The 20,794-nt window shown below is 64.9% G+C and carries 17 protein-coding genes, 1 tRNA gene and 4 other RNA genes; 11 read left to right on the top strand and 11 right to left on the bottom strand.

The window, feature by feature from the left end:
* Positions 1–262: 262 nt before the first annotated feature.
* The gene (locus RQH86_RS20280; RefSeq protein ID WP_311239122.1) at positions 263–868 is read right to left on the bottom strand and encodes a PH domain-containing protein; all 606 of its coding nucleotides are present in this window, start codon (positions 866–868) and stop codon (positions 263–265) included.
* Between the two features lie 190 nt (positions 869–1,058).
* Positions 1,059–1,871 (bottom strand): hypothetical protein, encoded by an 813-nt coding sequence (locus tag RQH86_RS20275; protein WP_311239121.1) that lies wholly within the window; start codon positions 1,869–1,871, stop codon positions 1,059–1,061.
* A 614-nt stretch (positions 1,872–2,485) separates the two neighbouring features.
* Here RQH86_RS20275 and RQH86_RS20270 point away from each other — a divergent pair.
* Entirely contained in the window at positions 2,486–3,142 is a 657-nt protein-coding gene (locus RQH86_RS20270; RefSeq protein WP_311239120.1) for an RIO1 family regulatory kinase/ATPase, read from the top strand.
* Positions 3,143–3,154: 12 nt separating this feature from the next.
* Here RQH86_RS20270 and RQH86_RS20265 read toward each other — a convergent pair.
* The 4 genes from RQH86_RS20265 to RQH86_RS20250 all read right to left on the bottom strand — a co-directional run bounded on the left by RQH86_RS20265 (position 3,155) and on the right by RQH86_RS20250 (position 6,525).
* Positions 3,155–3,230: non-coding RNA, sX9 sRNA (locus tag RQH86_RS20265), on the bottom strand.
* Positions 3,231–3,310: 80 nt separating this feature from the next.
* On the bottom strand, positions 3,311–5,281 hold the full coding sequence (locus tag RQH86_RS20260; protein WP_311239119.1) for a beta-N-acetylglucosaminidase domain-containing protein: 1,971 nt from the start codon (positions 5,279–5,281) through the stop codon (positions 3,311–3,313).
* Between the two features lie 756 nt (positions 5,282–6,037).
* On the bottom strand, positions 6,038–6,412 hold the full coding sequence (locus tag RQH86_RS20255; RefSeq protein ID WP_202863455.1) for a P-II family nitrogen regulator: 375 nt from the start codon (positions 6,410–6,412) through the stop codon (positions 6,038–6,040).
* Between the two features lie 37 nt (positions 6,413–6,449).
* A non-coding RNA gene (locus RQH86_RS20250) (sX9 sRNA) lies at positions 6,450–6,525 on the bottom strand.
* A gap of 183 nt (positions 6,526–6,708) precedes the next feature.
* On the opposite strand from RQH86_RS20250, the gene RQH86_RS20245 reads away from it, so the two are divergent.
* Both RQH86_RS20245 and RQH86_RS20240 read left to right on the top strand, forming a co-directional pair.
* Positions 6,709–6,996, top strand: coding sequence for an accessory factor UbiK family protein (locus tag RQH86_RS20245; RefSeq protein ID WP_055847344.1), 288 nt, complete (start codon positions 6,709–6,711; stop codon positions 6,994–6,996).
* Positions 6,997–7,009: 13 nt separating this feature from the next.
* A complete protein-coding gene (locus tag RQH86_RS20240) occupies positions 7,010–8,530 on the top strand; it encodes a YifB family Mg chelatase-like AAA ATPase (RefSeq protein ID WP_055847342.1) in 1,521 nt (506 codons plus the stop codon).
* A gap of 13 nt (positions 8,531–8,543) precedes the next feature.
* On the opposite strand, the gene RQH86_RS20235 is transcribed toward RQH86_RS20240, so the two are convergent.
* Positions 8,544–8,622, bottom strand: a non-coding RNA gene (locus RQH86_RS20235) — sX9 sRNA.
* Positions 8,623–8,888: 266 nt separating this feature from the next.
* Here RQH86_RS20235 and RQH86_RS20230 point away from each other — a divergent pair.
* Together RQH86_RS20230 and RQH86_RS20225 are read left to right on the top strand one after the other, a co-directional pair.
* Complete coding sequence (locus tag RQH86_RS20230) at positions 8,889–9,398, top strand: lipocalin family protein (protein ID WP_311239118.1); 510 nt, start codon at positions 8,889–8,891, stop codon at positions 9,396–9,398.
* Between the two features lie 296 nt (positions 9,399–9,694).
* Positions 9,695–9,771: non-coding RNA, sX9 sRNA (locus tag RQH86_RS20225), on the top strand.
* Positions 9,772–9,968: 197 nt separating this feature from the next.
* Here RQH86_RS20225 and RQH86_RS20220 read toward each other — a convergent pair.
* Positions 9,969–10,145 (bottom strand): hypothetical protein, encoded by a 177-nt coding sequence (locus tag RQH86_RS20220; protein ID WP_005989247.1) that lies wholly within the window; start codon positions 10,143–10,145, stop codon positions 9,969–9,971.
* Positions 10,146–10,529: 384 nt separating this feature from the next.
* Between RQH86_RS20220 and RQH86_RS20215 the strand changes: the two genes are divergently transcribed.
* On the top strand, positions 10,530–12,110 hold the full coding sequence (locus tag RQH86_RS20215; RefSeq protein WP_311239117.1) for an EAL domain-containing protein: 1,581 nt from the start codon (positions 10,530–10,532) through the stop codon (positions 12,108–12,110).
* Positions 12,111–12,733: 623 nt separating this feature from the next.
* Here the strand turns inward: RQH86_RS20215 and RQH86_RS20210 are convergent.
* Complete coding sequence (locus tag RQH86_RS20210; protein ID WP_115514138.1) at positions 12,734–13,855, bottom strand: acyl-CoA desaturase; 1,122 nt, start codon at positions 13,853–13,855, stop codon at positions 12,734–12,736.
* Positions 13,856–13,864: 9 nt separating this feature from the next.
* Complete coding sequence (locus tag RQH86_RS20205) at positions 13,865–14,941, bottom strand: ferredoxin reductase (protein ID WP_311239116.1); 1,077 nt, start codon at positions 14,939–14,941, stop codon at positions 13,865–13,867.
* Between the two features lie 93 nt (positions 14,942–15,034).
* On the opposite strand from RQH86_RS20205, the gene fabR reads away from it, so the two are divergent.
* On the top strand, positions 15,035–15,682 hold the full coding sequence (gene fabR, locus RQH86_RS20200; protein WP_055847328.1) for an HTH-type transcriptional repressor FabR: 648 nt from the start codon (positions 15,035–15,037) through the stop codon (positions 15,680–15,682).
* 436 nt (positions 15,683–16,118) lie between these two features.
* Here the strand turns inward: fabR and RQH86_RS20195 are convergent, their stop codons facing one another.
* Positions 16,119–16,382, bottom strand: coding sequence for a hypothetical protein (locus RQH86_RS20195; RefSeq protein WP_311239115.1), 264 nt, complete (start codon positions 16,380–16,382; stop codon positions 16,119–16,121).
* A 399-nt stretch (positions 16,383–16,781) separates the two neighbouring features.
* Between RQH86_RS20195 and RQH86_RS20190 the strand changes: the two genes are divergently transcribed.
* The 4 genes from RQH86_RS20190 (at position 16,782) to RQH86_RS20175 (ending at position 20,624) form a co-directional block, all read left to right on the top strand.
* A tRNA-Arg gene (locus tag RQH86_RS20190) sits at positions 16,782–16,848 on the top strand.
* Between the two features lie 354 nt (positions 16,849–17,202).
* Positions 17,203–18,324, top strand: a complete 1,122-nt coding sequence (locus RQH86_RS20185; protein WP_311239114.1) for a slipin family protein — start codon at positions 17,203–17,205, stop codon at positions 18,322–18,324.
* Positions 18,325–18,381: 57 nt separating this feature from the next.
* A complete protein-coding gene (locus RQH86_RS20180; RefSeq protein ID WP_161963173.1) occupies positions 18,382–19,605 on the top strand; it encodes an RtcB family protein in 1,224 nt (407 codons plus the stop codon).
* A 218-nt stretch (positions 19,606–19,823) separates the two neighbouring features.
* Positions 19,824–20,624 carry a hypothetical protein gene (locus RQH86_RS20175; protein WP_311239113.1) on the top strand — a complete coding sequence of 267 codons (801 nt, stop codon included), beginning with the start codon at positions 19,824–19,826 and terminating at the stop codon, positions 20,622–20,624.
* Positions 20,625–20,794 lie beyond the last annotated feature (170 nt).

Raw genomic sequence — 20,794 nt, 5'->3', positions numbered from 1 at the left:
TTGCGATCAGGCAACCGTTGCAACGACGGTTGAGCGCACTGCATTGCGCCAGCGCAGCGGCGCGACGAAGCGCGATGACAAGACTGCTGCGCTCACCGACAGGCCGGCGCGTTCTTCGCGCGCAATCGGTCTCTGCCGTGCGTCCAGGCCGATTCCGAGTATGCCGTCCGTCTCCACATCACGCCGGCTACTTATCAGCCGCTTGTAGGCTTACAGAGGCGGCCTCGCGTATCCGATCAAGCGTGCGCGCAGAGCAAGCAGCTCATAGCCGCGCCAATACCTCGGCCTTCTTGGCATCAAATTCCTGCTGGGTGACCAGCCCGGCATCCAGCAATTGCTTCAACTTGCCCAGCACCTGCACCGGGTCGTCCATCGCCGGCGGTTGCGCTGCCGGGGACGCTTGCAGGTGCGCTGGCGGCGCATGCACCACCACGCCACCGGCCGCCACGCGCAGTTTTTCGATTTCCAGCTGCTGACGTTTTTCGTAGGCCAGCTCTTCCACCTGCTGCGCGTAGGCGTAGATGCGTCGCGCCTGCCGCTTGGGCAGGCTGTCGATCGCCGCGATACGGCCTTGCACGGTGCGGCAGGTGATGGTGGCGCCCAGCATTTGCTCGCTCAGGTGCACATCCTGGACATCGCGCCACGGGAAATCCTGGAACGTCATGCCGAACAGGGTTGGCCGCACCACGATGAATCGACGGTTGGTCAGCACCACCGCATCGGGCGACAGATTCATCACCATCTTTTTCTGGATCCCGAGATAGGCGACCTGCTCGTCTGCGGTCAGCAGCTCGGTCACCTTGGGCAGGATCTTGCCGGCGGCCACCGGGTCCTGTTCGTCTGTCAACAACTGCGCCACTGCGTTCATCTGCTCTCACCACCGGCTGATCACCGCGTTGCGCACGACACTACAGCAAGCTGCATGGACGCCTCTGCAACGCAAGCTGGCCAGCTGAGGCACGCGTGCTACGCGTGTCCAGATATCGCTGTCAGGATGCGTCGCCGGAACGCAAAAGAGCGGACGTTGCCGTCCGCCCTTTTGCGAGCATCCACTTCACTCAGAAGCGGACTTCGGCGCCGACGTTGAACACATCCGCGCGATTGATGGTGATGTCTTCGTCGGAATCGTAGTAGTCGTTGGCATAGAGATAGTTCGTATAGAGCACGCTCAAACTCGCATGCCGGCCAATATCTACGCCTAATCCGGCACCGGCATACCCGCCGGAAACCCGTTCATTGGATTCGCCATTGGAGTTGGCCGACCAGTAGCCTAGGCGCACCACGGCGAACAGTGGACTGTCGCCAAAGTTGAAACGTGCCATGGCGCCCAGACTTCCGAACTCAACGCTAGGGACGTAGGCGCCGTCGTGATCACTGATACGGGCCAGCTTCCCAACTGCCGCCTCAATGCCGACCAGCGTCGCCGGACCCGCCCTCCAACGATAGCCTGCGTTGAAGCCGAGCATGTCTTGTTCGATGCCTTCGTACACTTTGCCCTGACCACCCTGCACGCCCAGAAAAACGCCGCTCTTCAGACGTTGATCCTCTTCGCGCGGCATTGGCAGCACATAGGCCGGTGCAGGCGGCGCATCCACCGCAGGCGTCTGCGTCGTGACGGTGGCAAATCCGCCAGTCTCTTCGGCCACATTTGCGCTTCCGCTTCCACCGACGGCCGTCGGAGCGCCGCCGTTGCCGGCGTGCGAGGGCCGCGACAGCGGCGCGGCCGGTGCAGAGTTGCCCTGCGTGCCTGCCTGCGGTTGCGTTTGCTGTTTCCGGTAGCTATCCCAGCCGCGCGACAACGATTGCGCCGAGGTCTGTGCCGTGACGCCAAACGCCGTGCAGGCCAACAGCAGTGTTGCAGTCTTTTTCATCGCATTCCCCATGAAGTGATCCTCCCTCGTTCCCGCATCCGTGCGCACGCAGGCGGACCCGACAGCGTCTGGAAGTGGCGCAGTTGCCGTCATCTTTCCGGGAGCGTCCCCGCATCACTGCACTGCCCAAGGCACCGGCCGTGGCACATCGGCGTGGATGTGCGCGACGCGCGCGTGATGCAGCCCCCTGACCGCAGCGCGCACAGTGTCTGGAGTCTCATTGACTGTCAAGAAGCGCTGAGACGTGCGTCGACAGACGGTCCGCCGGAGTGCGGCTTTGACGTGTTCCAAACCGAGGCCGACAACCCCGCCAACCGATCACCCGTTTCCATCCCGGTCCCGCGCAGATACCGACGCGGCGGTCGTGTCGCGTGTGTCGGCAGCTGCGGAGTGGCGCTTCCGCAGCGCGCGGCAGCCCAGTGATTTTGGAGGTACCTGAGGGCTTCAACCGACTGAATTGCAAGGGCGTTCCATGTCCGGAACATTTCATTTGTTAAACAAATGTAATTTCAATACTCGCAAGTTCTAAAATTGCGTGACCCCGATCCCTTGTGATCCCCTTGGACCTGCGTCACGCGTGACACTTCCGCGCCGCCAGGGTCCGGAGAACTGTCATGCATTACCAACCGCTGGATGTGTCCAGCCTGCAGCTCGTCACTCCCGTGTTGCTCAAACAGGGCACACGGCTGTTCGAGCCCAACGTCTACCGCACCCACCTGGACGGGCAACTGGCCGTGGTCAAGGACTACGGCCGTTATCGCCGCACGCTGCTGGCACCCATCGCCCGGCTGATGGTCCACCATGAAGCACGCATGCTGCGCCGCCTGCACGGCTGGCGGCATGCCCCGGCCCTGCTTGGTACGTTGGGCGGCCTGGCGCTGGGCATGGAGTTCATCCCCGGCGACACGCTCAGCGCCAGTGCGGTGGTGGGCCAGGAGGTCTTCCAGCAATTGCAGCAGGCGCTGCGTCGCCTGCATGCATTCGGCATCACCCACAACGATCTGCACGGCACCAACGTGGTGGTCAGTGCCGGGGTGCCGGTGTTGATCGATTTCACCTCGGCGTGGCGGTTCCCGCGCTGGCTGCGGCGCGGCACGGTGGCGCGGCAGCTGCAACGCAGCGACGTGGCCAATTTCCAGAAGATGCGCCAGCGCCTGGCCGGGATCCCACCCACCGCCGACGAGGCCGCACGCAGCGCCGAGCCGGGCTGGGTGCGTGGCCTGCGCGGCGGCTGGAAGCGGCTGTATCGCCGCCTCAAACGCGATGCGTAAACACCTAAGAGCGGCTCACGAAACCTGGCGTGCAGTCGTCAGCTGGGTGCGGATGGCGCGGAGCAACCGGAGTATCCGAGTTGCATATGCCGCACCGCGCAGCGGCCACGTCCGCCTGGCGGTGAGCACAGTCGTGTTGCTGGCTGCTCTTAATCGCCAGCAGCGCCGTCAGTGCTCTACCGCTGCCGATCCGGCTGGCACCTTGTAGGCGATCAGCGTCGATGCGTCTGCCACGAAGCGGTCGAGCACCCCATCGGCAATCTTGACCGGCCCGCCGAAGCGCGTGGCGCCGGGAATCGAGGGGACGGCCGCGGCCTTGGCGGCCACTGCCGCAGCATCGGCAAACAACGCCGGCGCTGCGGTATCGCCGCGATTGGCGGCATCCAGGCCGGCGGCGGTCTGCTGCAGCGCGCGGCCCCAGCTTTCCATCGCGTCGAGCCAGGGGCGCGATTGCTCGGCAAAGCCCTTGTCGGCCACGCCGTCGCGAATGATCTGCGGCGCAGCGGCGATGTCGTCGGCGGTGCGCGCCAGCGTTGCAATGGCCTGACTGCGCGCCGTGGCATCGCCCAGTGCGATCGCCTCGCGCACCTGGTCGAGCACAGCCTTCAAACGCGGCGCCTGCTCCTGCCACGGCTGGCTGCCAAAGGTGGGTGCCAGATGCTGGGTATCGAAGAAGGTCAGCAATGCCGCCGTCACGCGCGCATCGCCACCGGCCAGATCGCGCGCCGCCGCATGCCAGGTGCGCTGCGCGTCGTAGCCTTTGTCGTTCCACGCGAACGCAGTCAGCCCCATCACCGCGACGCGGCTGGGCACTTCCTGGTTCATCGGGTTGGAGACGATGCCGGACAGTTCAGCCGACAGCCCGGCCTCGCGGCGCGCATACGGCGCCATCAGCAAGCGCCCGGCGGAAGTTTCGAAATCGTTGACCGGGTAGTTGTCCCACAGCAGTGTCTTGCGCCCGAATGCCTTGGTCGCCGCACGCGCATCGGGGATGGAAATGGCCGGCGGCACCACGTCGGTGCCGGTCCACTGCACCACGATCTTCGGATCCAGATGCTTGCGCAGCGCCTCCTTGTACGGGCTTTCCTTGGCGTCGAAATACTCGGTCGGCACCATGATCAGCTCCGACGCAGCATCGTGGCGGGCGACCAGATCGGCCTGCACCAGATTGAGCAGGTGCGACTGCGCGATGCCCGCCGCCTGCGCACCAGACGCCCCGAAAGTGGTCTTGTCGCGCTCGCAGTTCCACTTGGTGTATTCGATATCGTCCAACGCCACATAGAAACTGCGCACGCCCAGCGCGCGGAACGCATCGAACTTGCGCAGCAACGCCTTGGCATCGGCCGGATCGGAAAAACACACGCTTGGCCCGGGCGAAATCGCATAGACGAAATCGACATGGTTGCGCTTGGCGGTGGCCGCCAACGTGCCCAGCGCCTTCAAGGTCGCTTTGGGGTAAGGATCGCGCCAACGGTCGCGCGCGTACGGGTCGTCCTTGGGGCTGTAGATGTAGGTGTTGGCCTTGGTACGCGCCAGAAAATCGATGTGCTTGCTGCGGTCGGCCATCGACCACGGCGCACCGTAAAAACCTTCGATCGTGCCGCGGATCGGCATGGCCGGGTAATCCTGGATGACCAGCGCCGGGATGGCCGGCCGCTCGAGCAACTGACGCAACGTCTGCACGGCATGGAACAGGCCATCGCTGTCGTGGCCGGCCAGCGTGATCAGGCTGCCGCCGCCCAGCGCAACGCTGGTCAACGTATAGCCTTCGGTATGGGTGTCCTGCGTGGCTTTGCTGCGCGTCAGTGCATCGCGCACCACCGCCGCCTCGCCGGTGCCAATGACGATATGCGGGCGATCGAGCGTGGTCGGCAGGCGCGATGCGGTGGCGATCTTGCTGACGCCGGCCGACCCGAGCAGGCGACGCACCAACGCGACCGAGGCCGGGTCCGCGCCCGGCGCGACGACCAGCACCACCGACCGGCCCAAGCTGATCGTCTGCCCATCCAGCACGATCGATACCGGGGTCGGAAACAGCGCCGGCTGGGTGACCGGCGCGGCCAGCGCAGGCGCGGTCAGTCCCACTGCCACCAAGACCGAGAGCAGGCGCAAGCCCGACTTCCTGTTGCGTCGCTTCATGTCCGAACTCCGGTATTGGAATGGTATTACGGCCTAGAGTAGGCAAGTCGTTGCTTGGCGACAAGCGTGGCTTGGTCTTGGAGGGTTGAGTCTGGTTTTGGCTGCGATTGCTATCAGCGAACGCGCTGTCTGGACCGAAAGGAACTAGGCGCGCCGGCCATGAGTTGCGGTATTGAAATGGTATGAAAAGCGGGGCGATTGGCTTCGTCAGGACCACGGGTTGCGGTAGCAGCGAGTCCACCTGAAGCGGCGGCGAGACGAGCTGTATCGCCAGATGAAGCATGGGCGTACTCGACGCTCCACCAGCGCGCGGGGGCCATGACGAGAGCCGCCAAGACGCCACGCTGGCGCCGGAACCGACCTGAGTCGTGACACATCGGATGTAGCGGTCGCGCGGTCGGGCTCGCGTGCAGCCCACCATGGCAGGCGCAGGGCACTTATCCCCACCGTTCCGGTTGCCCCTAACGCGTCATCGCCGCGTGCATCAATCGATCGGCGTGTGTGGTGTTGGCGTCGTAGAAGTGCTGATGCGCGCGTCGACAGCGCCAGCACTTTCAGCATGCGGCGGACGCCGACGCTACGCCAGTGACAGGCACATTGCAGCCATTCCGTTGTGCCTGCAACACGGCCTTGCCCAGCGCATCAATCGATCGGCGCATGCGCTGTCAGCGTTGAAAAACCCCTGGTACGCGCGTCAATGCCGTGAGCATCTTTCAGCACACTGCAAAGACGCCGCAGCGCCGCACGCGACAGACCTTACAGCGCGTCGCTATCCAGCTCGCCGGTGCGGATGCGCACCACGGTGCCAAGGTCGTACACAAAGACTTTGCCGTCGCCGATCTTGCCGGTGCCGGCGGCGGCCACGATGGCTTCGACCACGCGCTCGGCCTGGTCGTCGGTCACCGCCACTTCGATCTTCACCTTGGGCAGGAAATCGACCACGTACTCGGCGCCGCGATACAGCTCGGTGTGGCCCTTCTGCCGCCCGAAGCCCTTGACCTCGGTCACCGTGATGCCCGCCACGCCGCAGCCGGCGAGTGCTTCGCGCACATCGTCGAGCTTGAACGGTTTGACGATGGCCATGATCATTTTCATTGATGCAGATCCCAGGGCATGACGGGCGCGCAGCATACCGTGGACGGCTGCAACACTCACCCATGCTTAGAGCGGCTAACAAAACGTAGCGAGCAGTCGTCAGGTGAATGAGGACGGCGCGGAGGAGCCGGAGCGTACGCGTGGTACATGCCGCACCGAGCACCGGCCGCGCCCGCCTGGCGGTGAGCACAGTCGTTTTGTTCGCTGCTCTTAGCCGCCGTCACCGCGGCCCACAACCGAATGGGACTATCCTTACCGCCTGCCGACTGCCTTGCCGATGTCCCGTGTGTCCCGGCCTGCACTAGGCTTCCTACGGACCTGCGGAGAACACCATGATCGATTTCAATCAGCTCGACGACCTCGCCCGCCGCCTCAGCGACCTGGTGCCGCCGGGCCTGCGCCAATCGCGCGAAGAACTGCAGAGCACCTTCAAGGGCGCACTGCAGGCCGGCCTGGGCAAGCTCGACCTGGTCACCCGCGAAGAATTCGATGTGCAACGCGCGGTACTGCTGCGCACGCGCGAAAAACTCGACGCGCTGGAGCAGGCCGTCGCCGCACTGGAAGCGCGCGCACCGGGCGCATCGCCCAGTGCGGCACCCGGTTCCTCCGACACCCCCTGACGAGCCCTCCACCATGAGTCTGGCGCTGGTGCACAGCCGTGCCCGCGTGGGGGTGCATGCGCCTGAGGTTCGGGTGGAAGTGCATCTCTCCGGCGGCCTTCCTTCCACCCAGATCGTGGGCCTGCCCGAGGCGGCGGTGCGCGAATCGCGCGAACGCGTGCGTGCCGCCTTGCTGTGCGCACAGTTCGAATTCCCGGCCCGGCGCATCACCATCAATCTGGCGCCGGCGGATTTGCCCAAGGACGGCGGCCGCTTCGATCTGCCGATCGCGCTCGGCATCCTGGCTGCCAGCGGGCAAATCGACCGGCAGGCGCTGGCCGATTACGAATTCATCGGCGAGCTCGCGCTGACCGGCGAGTTGCGTGGCGTCGATGGCGTACTGCCGGCCGCCCTGGCTGCCGCGCAGGCCGGGCGACGGCTCATCGTGCCGCTGGCCAATGGCGCCGAGGCCGCCATTGCCGGGCACGTCCAGGCTTTCACCGCACGCACGTTGCTGGAAGTCTGCGCCGCCCTCAATGGCACCCAGCAGGCGCCTGCTGCCGAACTGGCGGTGGCAGCGGTGGGCGCACGTGCCCTGCCCGACATGGCCGACGTGCGTGGCCAGCCGCACGCACGCCGCGCACTGGAGATCGCCGCAGCCGGTGGCCATCACCTGCTGCTGGTCGGCAGCCCCGGATGCGGCAAGACCCTGCTCGCCTCGCGCCTGCCTGGCCTGCTGCCGGAAGCCAGCGAAGCCGAAGCCCTGGAGACTGCCGCAATTACCTCCATCAGCGGCCGCGGACTGGACCTTGCCCGCTGGCGGCAGCGCCCCTACCGCGCTCCGCATCACACCGCCAGCGCCGTCGCACTGGTCGGCGGTGGCACGCATCCGCGCCCCGGAGAGATCTCGCTGGCCCATAACGGTGTGCTTTTTTTGGATGAACTTCCAGAGTGGCAACGACAGACGCTGGAAGTGCTACGCGAGCCGTTGGAATCGGGTCTGGTCACCATCTCGCGGGCAGCCCGCAGCGTGGATTTCCCGGCACGGTTTCAGCTCGTGGCAGCCATGAATCCATGTCCCTGCGGGTGGGCCGGCGATGGCAGCGGGCGGTGCCGCTGCAGCAGCGACAGCATCCGCCGCTATCGCAGCCGCATCTCCGGGCCGCTGCTGGACCGCATCGACCTGCATGTCGATGTGCCGCGGTTGCCGCCACAGGCATTGCGCAGCGGCAACCTGGGCGAAGACAGCGCCAGCGTGCGTGCGCGTGTGGTTGCCGCGCGGCAGCGCCAGCTCGCACGCAGCGCGCTGCCCAATGCGCAACTCGATCAGCCGGACACCGATCGCCATTGCCGGCTGCACAACGACGACCAACTGCTGCTGGAACGTGCGATCGAGCATCTGCAGCTGTCCGCACGCTCGATGCATCGCATCCTGCGCGTGGCGCGCACCATCGCCGATCTGGACGACAGCGCCACCATTGCCACACGCCACCTGACCGAAGCGATCGGCTATCGCAAGCTGGATCGCGCACTGACTGCCGCCAGCGCGGCGTAGCGCGGCGTAGCGCGGCGCACAAAAGGTAGCGAGCAGTCGTAAAGCGGGTGTAGACGGTGCACTCCAGAAACAAAAGTGGACGAGTGGCCCGTGCCGCACCAGAGCGCCGGCCGCGCCCACATGGTGATCGCGCACTAGTGGTGTGAGATGCGCTTGGCTGGCTGCGCCGACAACGGCCGATCGCGCGCTACCGGGCAGAAGCAACCAACAGCTTCTGCACGACGTCGACGACAGACAGTCGCCGTCAGTGGCTGCGTGAGCGATGGCGCGCATCTGACAGCCGGTCGCGGCGCGTCCCAACATCCACTTCATGGCCATGCACGTACAACGTCTGCCATCCCCTTGCGCAGAGGCCGTCATGAGCCGATTTCCCGAACTGATCACCGTTGCGTCGCTGGATCTGAACCGCTATCTCGGCACCTGGTACGAGATCGCCAGATTGCCGATCCGCTTCGAGGATGCGGACTGTACCGATGTGTCGGCGCACTATTCGCTGCAAGACGACGGCACTGTGCGCGTGCAGAACCGCTGCCTGACCGCGGCCGGCGCGTTGGAGGAAGCGGTCGGTCAGGCGCGCGCCATCGACGCGACAAACGCCCGGCTCGAAGTGACTTTCCTGCCCGAAGGCCTGCGCTGGATTCCCTTCACCAAGGGCGATTACTGGGTGATGCGGGTCGATGCGGAATACACCGCCGCATTGGTGGGCAGTCCTGATCGCAACTATCTGTGGCTGCTGGCGCGCCTGCCGCAGCTGGACGAAAACATCGCCCAGACTTACCTGGCACATGCGCGCGAACAAGGGTTCGACCTGGCGCCACTGATCCACACCCCGCACACCGGGCGGCTGACCGAGCAACCGCTTCCCTGAGGATGCGTGGCGATCACTGCTAGTGCGCGGCGCACGTCAGCCGCGGCCTGGGCATGCACTCCGCAAGATGCGGCTGGCCCTCGACTCCCAGTACACCGCTGATCAGCGCGCGGCATGCGCCATATGCCGACAGCACGCCCATACGCGCTGAGCGCGACGTGTTGTTAACGAAGTAGTCCTGCATCGGGCCCACACGCCAGGCATCGGTGCAAGCTGCCGGCAGCATTGCTAACTGAGGGCGGCTAACAAAACGACTGCGCCGCCATCAGGCAGGCGCGGCCGGTGCTCGGTGCGGCATGGACCACTCGTCCACTCCGGTTCTGAGCGCGCCGTCCATACCCAACTGACGACTGCTCGCCACGGGTTGTTAGCTGATCCAAAGCGCCACTGCGATCGAGCACTCCGCCGCAAACAGACCCGGAAACTCAACCCCATACAACAACGGCCGGAGCATGGAAACCGCGCCGCACTAAGCCGCGCCGCTTCTCCGCTCCGGCCGCTTCGACTCCGGCGATTACCGGGGCGACCAGGTCGCCCGTTGCCATCAACCGTTGCAATCAACCGCCCTACTCAGCCGTTGAGCGTGCCCAGATCCTTGGCAGCAGCCTGCGCGCCTTCCAGGCTGTCGAAGGCCACGCCGGTGTCGCCGACCACGTACTTGACCAGTTCGCCATCGCGCGTGGTTTCGTGCATCTTGAAGATCGGTACCGCATCGGTGCCGCCGACGCGTTCTTTCTGCGTTGTCATGGGTGATTCCTCCAGTGAGAGCGCCTTGCAGGGGACCGGGTGGTCCCGCAGCCCGCGTTGGCGAGCGCAGACGTACCGACCCTAACGCGCACCTGCGTGCAGGCGCGTGAATCCATTGGCTGTGGCAACTGCCGCAGCGCACATGCACCTGGCGGCAGAAAAATCACGTCCACTTCGCTCGACGGACGCGCGCAATGCACGCGTGTGTCGTACATTCGCGACGTGCAGCCTCATCCGTCCATATCTGTGGTCCACATCACGCCGGTACGGCGCGCTACGGCGCGCGGTAATCCGGCCGTGGCGTACGCGCAGATCGTGGTCCACCGCGCCGGTTACACGAGGCCACGCGCATGAGCTGGCCCCCAAGCCGATGCGGGTGGTGACGTGAAACGTCAACGCATCATCAGTCTGACCGTGCTGCTGGTGCTGCTGTGCGCAACGCTTCCGATCGGCCTGTCCTACTACCTGGCGTGGCGGCTGGCGTTGTCGCGCGAAGAAAGCAGACTCAGCCAGCTGGCAGCGCTGTCGATCCGGCGTACCGAAACCGCCTTCGACGAAGCGCATGGTGCCTTGCTGAGCATGGCCACCTCACGGATGCCGTCCTGCTCGCCCGCGCATCTGGCGCAGATGCGCGCGCTGGTGCTGACCAACCACTACATCGTCGAACTGGGACATTTCCAGCAACGCCGCTTGCGCTGTACCTCATGGGGGCAGCTGCCCGACAGCATCCCGCAGACCAGCCCGGACTTCGTGGTCAAGCGGGGCATCGCGGTGACCACCCGGCTGTTGCCGCTGGCCAATCCGCAGCATCCCTTGATGGCGCTGCAGCTTGGCGACTACAACGTCCTGATCAACCCGAACACGCTGACCGACATCAACATCCCGCCCGGCCTGCAGCTGGCGATCGGCACTCCCGACGGGCACCTTCTCAGCAGCACCGGCACCGCCGCCGAACAGTTGCTGGTGACGCCACGCGACGCCACCGACACCGACATCCGCAGCATCGCCGACGCGCAGGTGTTGTCCGGGCGCGACCGGCGCGGCGACTGGGCCGCGGTGGTCACCGAGCCTGCCGCCTATCTGCGCGGGCCGCTGGCCGCCGCACGGCTGCAGGTGGTGCCGGCCGGCATCGCGCTGGCGGTGCTGCTGGTCGGCCTGGTGCTGTGGGTTTCACGACGCCGCTTGTCGCCGCTGGCACGGTTGGAGATTGCGGTGCAGCGCGGCGAATTCATCGTGCACTACCAGCCCATCATTGCGCTCGACGACGGCCGTTGCGTCGGCGCCGAGGCGCTGGTGCGCTGGCAACAGCCGGACGGCGTGCTGGTGCCACCGGATGCCTTCATTCCGCTGGCAGAAGAAAGCGGCCTGATCCTGCCGATCACCGATCTGGTAGTGGCCGAAGTCATCCGCGACCTCGGCCCCACCCTGGCCGCCGATCCCGCGCTGCATGTGGCCATCAACGTCTCGGCTGGCGACATCAAGAGCGGCCGTGTGCAGTCGGTACTGGCGCAGGCGCTGCAAGGCGCCGGGGTGAACAGCGGGCAATTGTGGGTGGAGGCGACCGAGCGCAGCCTGATGGACATCGATGCGGCGCGCACCACCATCACCCATCTACGCGGTGCCGGCCATACGGTGTCGATCGACGACTTCGGCACCGGCTATTCGAGCCTGCAGTATCTGCAAGGCTTGCCACTGGATGCGTTGAAGATCGACAAGTCGTTCGTGGACACCATCGGCACCCACTCGGCCACCAGTTCGGTGACCGCGCACATCATCGAAATGGCCAAGACGTTGCAGCTACGTACGATCGCCGAAGGCGTGGAGCGCCAGGAGCAACTGGATTACCTGCGCGCACACGGCGTGGATCTTGCGCAGGGCTGGCTGTTCTCGCGCGCGCTGCCGGCGACCGGCTTCATCGCGTATCACGCGCAGGCGCGCAGCGTTGCGGCGCACGGTTTCAAGTAGGTAGCCGCGGCCGTCAAGGCATCCGGCCGGTAAGCCGTTTCGATGCATTGGAGATTAGATGCAGGCCTAAGCTGCAACGTCAGGATCTTTCGCGTCGCCTGGCACGATTGGGATGCTCAGGCGTACCGCCGCCATCGGCTGAAATGCCGCAACCCAGGCAACCACTTACACCATGGCGTGGTTTCAAAGTGGCGCTCGTAACCACTGTGTCTGTGCTGGGCCCAGCTCGTCAGGACCCCGAACAAGTGGCCTCGCGCCTTGCCGACGCTACCCGAATCCCACGACCCTCGACTCTGTACCTCAGACCCACCATTGGTGCCATCACTTACCTACGCCAATGACGTGCATGTGTTGCATGCAGATAGGTGGCGGCACCGCTCACACACAACTAGCCTGTTGTCGAAGTAGCGATTGCAATCACTGCGCTGTCGCTCAGCCAACCTCACCGTTGCACCGGCGAGGTATCCATCGCTCGCCGACGCCGACCACGCTCATGCATTGCAGGCGCACGCGCGCGCCGCATCGCTACGCTTGCGACCGTGCCGGCTAAATCGCATCCCATCAAATTGATTGAATCCAAACCCATAAAAAAAGGCCGCCAATGGCGGCCTTTCTCGTATCACTCAAGCGCTTTGCAGCGCAGCGCCACGTTGGCGCACCGGCTTGGGCCGGCTCGGGAAGGCATGCCGCACGATCCGCCACATCACCTGGCCAAACTGACGCGGCAACGAGCCGGTGTTGTAGTGCTGCCCATAGCGCGCGCAGATCTGCTTCACCTCGACCGCAATCTGTGCGTAACGATTGGCCGGCAGGTCCGGATAGAAATGATGTTCGATCTGGTGGCTCAGATTGCCCGACAGCACGTTCATCAGCTTGCCGCCGGTCAGATTCGACGAGCCGCGTAACTGGCGCAGATACCAATGGCCGCGCGACTCGTTGCGGATCGATTCCTTCGGGAACACTTCCGCATCAGCGGTGAAGTGGCCGCAGAAAATGATCACGAAGGTCCAGATGCTGCGCAGCATATTGGCCGCCAGATTGCCCAGCAGCACGGTCAGGAAGAACGGGCCGGCCAGCAGCGGGAACACGATGTAGTCCTTAAGCATCTGGCGGCCAATCTTGCGGCCCACCGGCAGGAACGACGCGCGCAATTCGGCGGCCTTCATCTTGCCCGCGAACCAGCGGCCCAGGCGCAGGTCCTGGATGGCCACGCCCCATTCGAACAGCAGCGCAAATACCACCGCGATAAACGGCTGCACCAGGTAGAACGGGCGCCAGCGCTGTTCGGGGAAGATCCGCAGCAGGCCGTAGCCGATGTCGTCATCCATGCCGCGCACGTTGGTATAGGTGTGGTGCTTGAAGTTGTGCGTCTTGCGCCAGTTGTCGCCGGTGGCAACGATGTCCCACTCGTAGGTGTTGCCGTTGAGCTGCGGGTCGCCCATCCAGTCGTACTGGCCGTGCATGACGTTATGGCCCAGCTCCATGTTCTCCAGGATCTTGGACAGCGTCAGCAGCACCACGCCGGCAATCCAGGCCGGAATCAGCACGCTGTGCACGAACGCGCCCAAAAACAGCAGCGCGCGGCCGGCCACGCCGGTCCAGCGCACGGCGGCCACGATGCGACGGATGTAGCGCGCATCGGCGGCGCCTACCTGGCGCTGCACGCGGGCGCGGATGGCATCGAGTTCGTCGCCAAACGACTGCAGTTCGGCGGCGGACAGGGCACGGTTATGAACTCGGCTCATGAAGATTCCTTACAGATCCAGGATCAGGTCAGTGCTCGGGGCACTGATGCACAGGCGCACCTGTGCGGTGGGTTCGTTGCTGCGCTCACCGGTCAACAGGTGACGCGTGGTGCCGGACTGACGCGCGCAGGCGCAGCTGTTGCAGATGCCCATGCGGCAGCCGTGTTTCGGGCGCAGGCCTTGCGCTTCCAACCCTTCCAGCAGCGACTGGCCGCGCGGCAGGGTGAGCGTACGGCCGCTGCGTGACAGCTGGACCTGGACGTCGCCGGTTTCGCCGTCGTCCAGCGTCGGCACGCTGAAGGCTTCGGCCTGAAACGCCGCTACCTGACCTTCCAACCGTGCACGCGCCGCCTGCACAAATCCGCCCGGGCCGCAGGCCATGACGTGACGTGCGGACAGATCGGCGATCTGCTCCAACGGATAGCTGTCCACGCGCGCCGCCGGCGCCGCACCCTCGCGGGTGGTCAGCACCTGCACGCGCAGACGCGGATGCGCGGCGGCCAGCGCCTCGAATTCGTCCAGAAAGCAGGCTTCATCGCGCTGACGCACCCAGTACAGCAGGTCCACATCCACCGGCATGCCAGCCTGCGCGGCCGCACGCAGCAGCGCGCGCATCGGGGTGATGCCCGAGCCTGCGGCCAGCAGCAACAGCGGAGTGGGCGCGGCCGGCAGCAGCATGTCGCCAAAGGCCGGGTCCAGCGACACCACCGTGCCCAGCGCCGCATCGTGCGCCAGATAACGGCTCACCTGCCCGCCTTCGATCGCCTTGACGGTGATCGCCAGGCGGCCGTCGGCCAGCACGGTGGGGCTGTAGCTGCGCAGCAGACGGCGGCCGTCGATCTCCACACCCACGCTGACGTGCTGGCCGGCCTGCAGGCCCTGCCAGTGGCCATTGGCCTGAAACACCAAGGTCACCGTGTCGCGGCTGGCGGGGTTGCGTTCGACCAGACGGGCCATGGGCCGATCCAGCGTCCACAGCGGATTGATTCGGGTTGCCCAGAAATCGAACAGCTGTGGCGACACCAGCCGGCGCGCCAGCCGTGCGGGCAGCGGGGACTTGCTCTTGGGAGTGGGTGCCAGGCTCATAGGTTGCACTATACGCATGCATGCACACGCGTGTATACAGTTGTATATCGACCAGAGGGGCTATGATTCATCCCCACGCCCGGCTGCTGCCTCATGACCTCCATCGCCCTGCCTTCCCACGACGCGCCGCCGTCACGCAAGCCGGCGATTTCACGCGAGGACCTGATTGCCGCGGCGCTGTCGCTGATCGGCCCGCACCGCAGCCTGTCCACGCTGAGCCTTCGCGAAGTGGCACGCGAAGCCGGCATTGCGCCAAACAGCTTCTACCGCCAGTTCCGCGATATGGATGAGCTCGCGGTGTCCTTGATCGATCTGGCCGGGCGCTCGCTGCGCACCATCATCGGGCAGGCCCGCCAGCGCGCCACCTCCACCGACCGCAGCGTCATCCGCGTGTCCGTGGAAGCGTTCATGGAGCAATTGCGCGCCGACGACAAGCTGCTGCACGTACTGCTGCGCGAAGGCGCGGTGGGTTCGGACGCCTTCAAGCAGGCGGTGGAGCGCGAGCTGACCTACTTCGAAGACGAATTGCGCGTGGACCTGATCCGCCTGGCCGCCGCCGACAACGCCAAGTTGCACGCGCCGGCGCTGGTGTCCAAGGCGATCACCCGCCTGGTCTTTGCGATGGGCGCGGTGGCGATGGACTCGCCACCGGAAAAAGACCCGGAACTGATCGAACAGATCTCGCAGATGCTGCGCATGATCCTGACCGGCGCGCGCACGCTAGGCACGCACGGCGGCTGAGCGCGGCGCATCGCGCGTAGTGGTCAGGTAGGTCGGCGTTCTCATCACCGTGGCGCACGCCGCATGACGCACCAATCGCGTTCACCTGGCGCTGAGCTCCGCCGTTGCATTCGCCGCGCGCACTTGGTACTGCAGCCTGCTGCCAGCGACCGGGTTGCGCCTTTCGCAGTGAATGACCGGACGCGCTGTTGTATGCGGCAGGCCCGTGATTGGCACGAGGTCGACAGCGGCAACTGCCTTACATCATGGGTGCGACCGCACATTCCCAGACGCCACTAACCGCGCACCATCGGCCACGAATGCAACTGCATACCCGACCGCATCCCTGTAACGGGAATACCCCTTGTCTGCACAACCGCGCATCGACAGTTCCTGCGCAACATGTGTCGATGATTATCCAATCGAACCAAGTCTTCGCCATTCGGAATCTTCACTTTCAATCCGCACATTGCCAGCACCCCAAAAAAACATAATCAATTATTTTCATAAAGTGCTTGCATAACCAAAAACCTGCAGGTAATGTTCGCGCCCTACGCAGCACTGCCTGCACCCGGACCTGACCCACGCTCATGCACACCAGCCATTTCATCGAACGCAATCGACTGCCCGGCGCGCTTCGCGCGGCATCGTTTGCGTGCACGGCCAAACAGGACGTGCGCACCATCATCGGCTGATGTCCTGATTCAAGGAGATCGGTCACCCGATCTCCGAGGCACGCAAACGCCCTCGGATGCTGCATCCGGGGGCGTTTTTCGTTGTGCGTTCGTCGCGAACCTGTGGATGACCGCAGTTGAAACCCGGGCACGGACTGCCCGACAACAGGGATGTTGGATTGCCACGAGGCGCGATAGCGCTGTGCCCAGGTTTCGGGCACGGGTGGTGTGTGGTCATGCACCGACTGAATGACCGTTTGAATAAAACGGCCATCGGAAACAGTGCGAAAGATCGTCAGCGGACTGGAGTTTATTCCAGCTGGTGCGCGCGGCTGTGCCGTGGCGTATACCGATCATCTTTCTGGTGTTTCTCGTTTTGGGTATCGGCTCGTGGTCGAGCGGCGGCACTATCCGCAGGCGCGGTTCAATTCCGCATTACCCACCACTGGATAGCTCAGAGGGTAGAGCAACAGATTTCTAATCTGTCTGTCGCGGGTTCGACTCCCGCTCCAAGCAATGACCTTTCCGGTCATCTCGGGGACGCAAGTCCCTTTACGGAAACGCCCATGCTGCGTGCATTCAAGCAATGCATCGCGCGAATGCACGCAGCAGCGGCGACGTCGCCGGGCACTTGCCCTGGACGCGTCACCCTGCGCTCAGCCCTGCCTTCGCAAACCATCGCGCAGCTGCGGCAACGCATCGGCAGGCGCCAACAGCGCAGCGTGCCCCGCACGGCCGCCGTCACCGGCGTTTCCACCTTCCAACGCCGCGTTGCATCGGCACACGTTTGGCCATCAGTCCGATCCGGGCGGCAAAACGGCAGTACCTACGGATCGGACCACCAGAGCCAACCCAAGGAGAAGTGTCATGTTCTGGACCAAGAGGGTCGTGATCGGCGACGGCGAGCGCGGCCTGGTGTATCGAAATCGTCGGTTCGAGCGCGTGCTCGTGCCCGGTGTCTACCGCCTGTTCGACCCGCTGAGCCGTACCGAGGTCAGCGTGCACAACATCCACAGTGGCGACGAGGTCGGCCGCGATGCCGACATGCTGATCGACACGCTGGGCGCCGCATTGCCGCAGCACTTCGTGCTGGCGGACATCGGCACCGCGCAAGTGGGCCTGCTGATCCGCAACGGCAAGCTCGACCAGGTCCTGGCACCGGGCACCCGCGCGCTGTATTGGCGCGGCGCCGCCACCGTCGAGGTGCAGAGCTTGCCGTTGGGCGATGGCCTGCAGGTGCCGGGCGATGTGCAGCGGCGCCTGCGTCAGCTCGGCACCGTGTCGCGCGTGGCCGTGTGCATGGACGTGCCCGCCGAATCGCAAGGGCTGGTGTTCGTCGACGGCAGGCTGATGGCACCCTTCGGCCCCGGTGCGTACGCGTTCTGGAATTTCCAGAAGAACGTGGCCACCGAGGTGATCGACCTGCGCGTGCAATCGGTGGAGGTCTCCGGCCAGGAATTGCTGACGCGCGACAAGGTGTCGTTGCGGGTCAATCTGGCAGCGAGCATGCGCGTCACCGATGCGGTAGCAATGCGGACGCGTGTGGCCAAGGCGGGCGACTACCTGTACCGCGAATTGCAGTACGGGTTGCGCCGCGCGGTTGCGGCCAAGACGCTGGACGAATTGCTGGGCGACAAGGCATCGCTGGACGCGGATATCTTCGGCTACGTGCGTGGCAGCGTAGGCGGTTTCGGCATCGACGTGCTCGGCGTTGGGGTCAAGGACGTGATCCTGCCCGGTGAGATGCGCGAGATCCTCAATGCGGTCGTGCAGGCGGAAAAGCAGGCGCAAGCCAATGTGATCCGCAGGCGCGAGGAGGCCAACGCCACCCGTTCCTTGCTCAACACCGCCAAGCTGATCGAAGACAGCCCGGTGCTGATGCGATTGAAGGAGCTGGAGGCGCTGGAGAAGGTCACCGAAAAGATCGACAAGCTCACCGTGTTCGGCGGCCTGGATGGCGTGCTGAAGCAGTTGGTGACGCTCAGATAATCATGCGGGTGTGCGGCGAAAGGACTGGCCGCACACCCGCGCAAAGGAATGAACAGCATGAGTACTTCACAACACTTCGAATGGCTGCATGCCGAAGGCAGCACCACCCCGATCAAGGGCTGGGTGCGCGGCGTGCCGCTGGAAGAACAGGCGCATGCGCAGTTGCGCAATATCGCCGCCGTCCCGTTTGTCGGGCCGTGGGTGGCGGTGATGCCCGACGTGCACCTGGGCAAGGGCGCAACCGTGGGCTCGGTGATCCCGACCCGCGGTGCCATCATCCCGGCCGCGGTTGGCGTGGATATCGGCTGCGGCATGGCCGCGGTGCGCACCACCCTGCGTGCCAGCGACCTGCCGGACAACCTGGCGCAACTGCGCTCCAGCATCGAGCGTAGCGTGCCGGTCGGCAACGGCCGTGGCGGCGAGCATCGCAACCTGCCCGACAGCATCGACACGCGGATCGCGCAGTCGGGGCTGGTGCAGCGCCTGGAAGCGATCAAGCAGCAGCACAAGCGCATCCGCACCGATAAGCTGGCGTGCCAGATCGGCACGCTGGGCGGCGGCAACCACTTCATCGAACTCTGTCTGGACGAGACCGACGCGGTGTGGGTGATGTTGCACAGCGGCTCGCGTGGCACCGGCAACCTGATCGGCACCTACTTCATCGAGCGGGCGCGTGAGCAACTGGCACACCGCGTGCTGGGCTTTCATCTGCCCGACAAGGACCTGGCCTTCTTCATGCAGGGCGAGCCGCTGTTCGATGAGTATGTGGAAGCGGTGTCGTGGGCGCAGGATTACGCACGCGAAAATCGTGAAGCGATGATGGCGCGGGTGTTGGCGGAGATGCGTCACCGTCTGCCGAAGTTCCAGCTGGAGAAGCTGGCGGTCAACTGCCACCACAACTATGTGCAGAGGGAGACGCACCATGGCGAGGAATTGCTGATCACCCGTAAGGGCGCGGTGAGCGCACGTACCGGCGAGCTGGGCATCATTCCCGGCAGCATGGGCACGCGCAGCTACATCGTGCGTGGGTTAGGCAACGCAGAGAGCTTCCATAGCTGCAGCCACGGTGCGGGACGGGTGATGAGCCGAACCGCAGCGCGTGCACAGATCACGCTGGCTCAGCACCGCGAGGCGACTGCGCATGTGGAATGCCGCAAGGATGCGGCAGTGATCGACGAATCGCCAGCGGCATACAAGTCGATCGAGGCGGTGATGGCCGCGCAGCAGGATCTTGTCGAAGTGCTGCACACGCTGCGCCAGGTGGTGTGCATCAAGGGATAAACCGAGGGCCGCAGTCGCGGCCCTCTTTCGTCATGTTTTTAGCGATGTCGCGGTTGCAAGCTGTCTGCGACCTCATCCGCACATGCGAATGCACAGTTCAGTCATGTCGCGATGGCACTCACATCAAAGCACAAGCGTTTCACTCTTGCGCCGCCATGGTTGCGCCACGTTCGCGGCCTGTCTTCGCAGGCTGCATCCATCAGGTAACCGGAGGCGGCATGAGCAATCTCGACAGGCAGGAACGCAAAGCAGACGCACAGGATTTGAACCGCGACCCGATCTCCGGTGCCCCGGGCTCGCATCCGGTTGGCGTGGGTGTGGGCGGCATCGCTGGCGGTGCGGCGGCAGGCGCACTGGCAGGCACGGTGTTTGGTCCGCTGGGCACGTTGATCGGCGCGGCTGCCGGCGTCGTGGCAGGCGCAGCTGCCGGCAAGGGCGTGGCCGAGCGCCTCGACCCGACCGTAGAAACCGAATACTGGCGCCAGGAGCATCAAAACCGCCCGTACTACAAAGAAGGTACCGACTACGACCGCGACTACGCCACCGTGTATGGCTTTGGCCTGCAGGCACGCGAGACGCGCCCCACCAGCACCTGGGAAGAAACCGAAGCCACGTTGGCGGGCGAGTGGCCGCGTCATCGTGGCGAATCGCGCCTGGAATGGGATGACGCACGTCTGGCTGCACGCGACGCGTGGGATCGCGCCGATCGCACCCACACCGTGTATCGCGATGGCGACACGCACTATGCCGGCCGTTTCGACAGCGCCAGCTACCGTGACAGCGAGTATTCGTATGACGACTATCGCCCTGCCTACCGCTACGGCATGCAGGCGCGTCAGCAGCATGCCGGCCGCCAGTGGGACGACCATCTGGAGCGCGACCTTGGCGATGGCTGGGACCGCTTCAAGGCGGACTCGCGTTTGACCTGGGAAAAGGCCAAGCACGCTGTGCGTGAGGCGTTCGATTCGGACCATCATGGCGACGCGGCACGTCGCAACCCGACCGATCCACGCGTGTAATCCGTAGCTCGTTTAGACCGCGGCGCATTGGCCGCGCTAAACGCCAGTGATCCGCAGTAGACCAGACGGGCCCGCGAGGGCCCGTTTGTTTGTGTGAGTTGCGGTGGGCCATAACCTGCAGCGCCTTCGTAGCCTCTTGCGGCATCACGACGCCTTGCGCGTTCCGCATG

Origin of the sequence: Xanthomonas sp. WCS2018Noco2-27 (genome assembly GCF_031843525.1) — a bacterium.
Lineage (GTDB): Bacteria > Pseudomonadota > Gammaproteobacteria > Xanthomonadales > Xanthomonadaceae > Xanthomonas.
The sequence above is the reverse complement of the archived record's forward strand: the minus strand, read 5'-3'. Positions and strand labels throughout refer to the sequence as shown.

Excerpts from the sequence above, each read along its gene's own strand:
- RQH86_RS20280 (WP_311239122.1), bottom strand. The coding sequence starts at position 868 with ATGAACGCAGTGGCGCAGTTGTTGACAGACGAACAGGACCCGGTGGCC.
- RQH86_RS20245 (WP_055847344.1), top strand. The coding sequence starts at position 6,709 with ATGATCGATTTCAATCAGCTCGACGACCTCGCCCGCCGCCTCAGCGAC.
- RQH86_RS20210 (WP_115514138.1), bottom strand. The coding sequence starts at position 13,855 with ATGAGCCGAGTTCATAACCGTGCCCTGTCCGCCGCCGAACTGCAGTCG.
- RQH86_RS20180 (WP_161963173.1), top strand. The coding sequence starts at position 18,382 with ATGAGTACTTCACAACACTTCGAATGGCTGCATGCCGAAGGCAGCACC.
- RQH86_RS20275 (WP_311239121.1), bottom strand. The coding sequence starts at position 1,871 with ATGAAAAAGACTGCAACACTGCTGTTGGCCTGCACGGCGTTTGGCGTC.
- RQH86_RS20270 (WP_311239120.1), top strand. The coding sequence starts at position 2,486 with ATGCATTACCAACCGCTGGATGTGTCCAGCCTGCAGCTCGTCACTCCC.
- RQH86_RS20205 (WP_311239116.1), bottom strand. The coding sequence starts at position 14,941 with ATGAGCCTGGCACCCACTCCCAAGAGCAAGTCCCCGCTGCCCGCACGG.
- RQH86_RS20230 (WP_311239118.1), top strand. The coding sequence starts at position 8,889 with ATGAGCCGATTTCCCGAACTGATCACCGTTGCGTCGCTGGATCTGAAC.
- fabR (WP_055847328.1), top strand. The coding sequence starts at position 15,035 with ATGACCTCCATCGCCCTGCCTTCCCACGACGCGCCGCCGTCACGCAAG.
- RQH86_RS20220 (WP_005989247.1), bottom strand. The coding sequence starts at position 10,145 with ATGACAACGCAGAAAGAACGCGTCGGCGGCACCGATGCGGTACCGATC.
- RQH86_RS20175 (WP_311239113.1), top strand. The coding sequence starts at position 19,824 with ATGAGCAATCTCGACAGGCAGGAACGCAAAGCAGACGCACAGGATTTG.
- RQH86_RS20260 (WP_311239119.1), bottom strand. The coding sequence starts at position 5,281 with ATGAAGCGACGCAACAGGAAGTCGGGCTTGCGCCTGCTCTCGGTCTTG.
- RQH86_RS20240 (WP_055847342.1), top strand. The coding sequence starts at position 7,010 with ATGAGTCTGGCGCTGGTGCACAGCCGTGCCCGCGTGGGGGTGCATGCG.
- RQH86_RS20185 (WP_311239114.1), top strand. The coding sequence starts at position 17,203 with ATGTTCTGGACCAAGAGGGTCGTGATCGGCGACGGCGAGCGCGGCCTG.
- RQH86_RS20255 (WP_202863455.1), bottom strand. The coding sequence starts at position 6,412 with ATGCTGCGCGCCCGTCATGCCCTGGGATCTGCATCAATGAAAATGATC.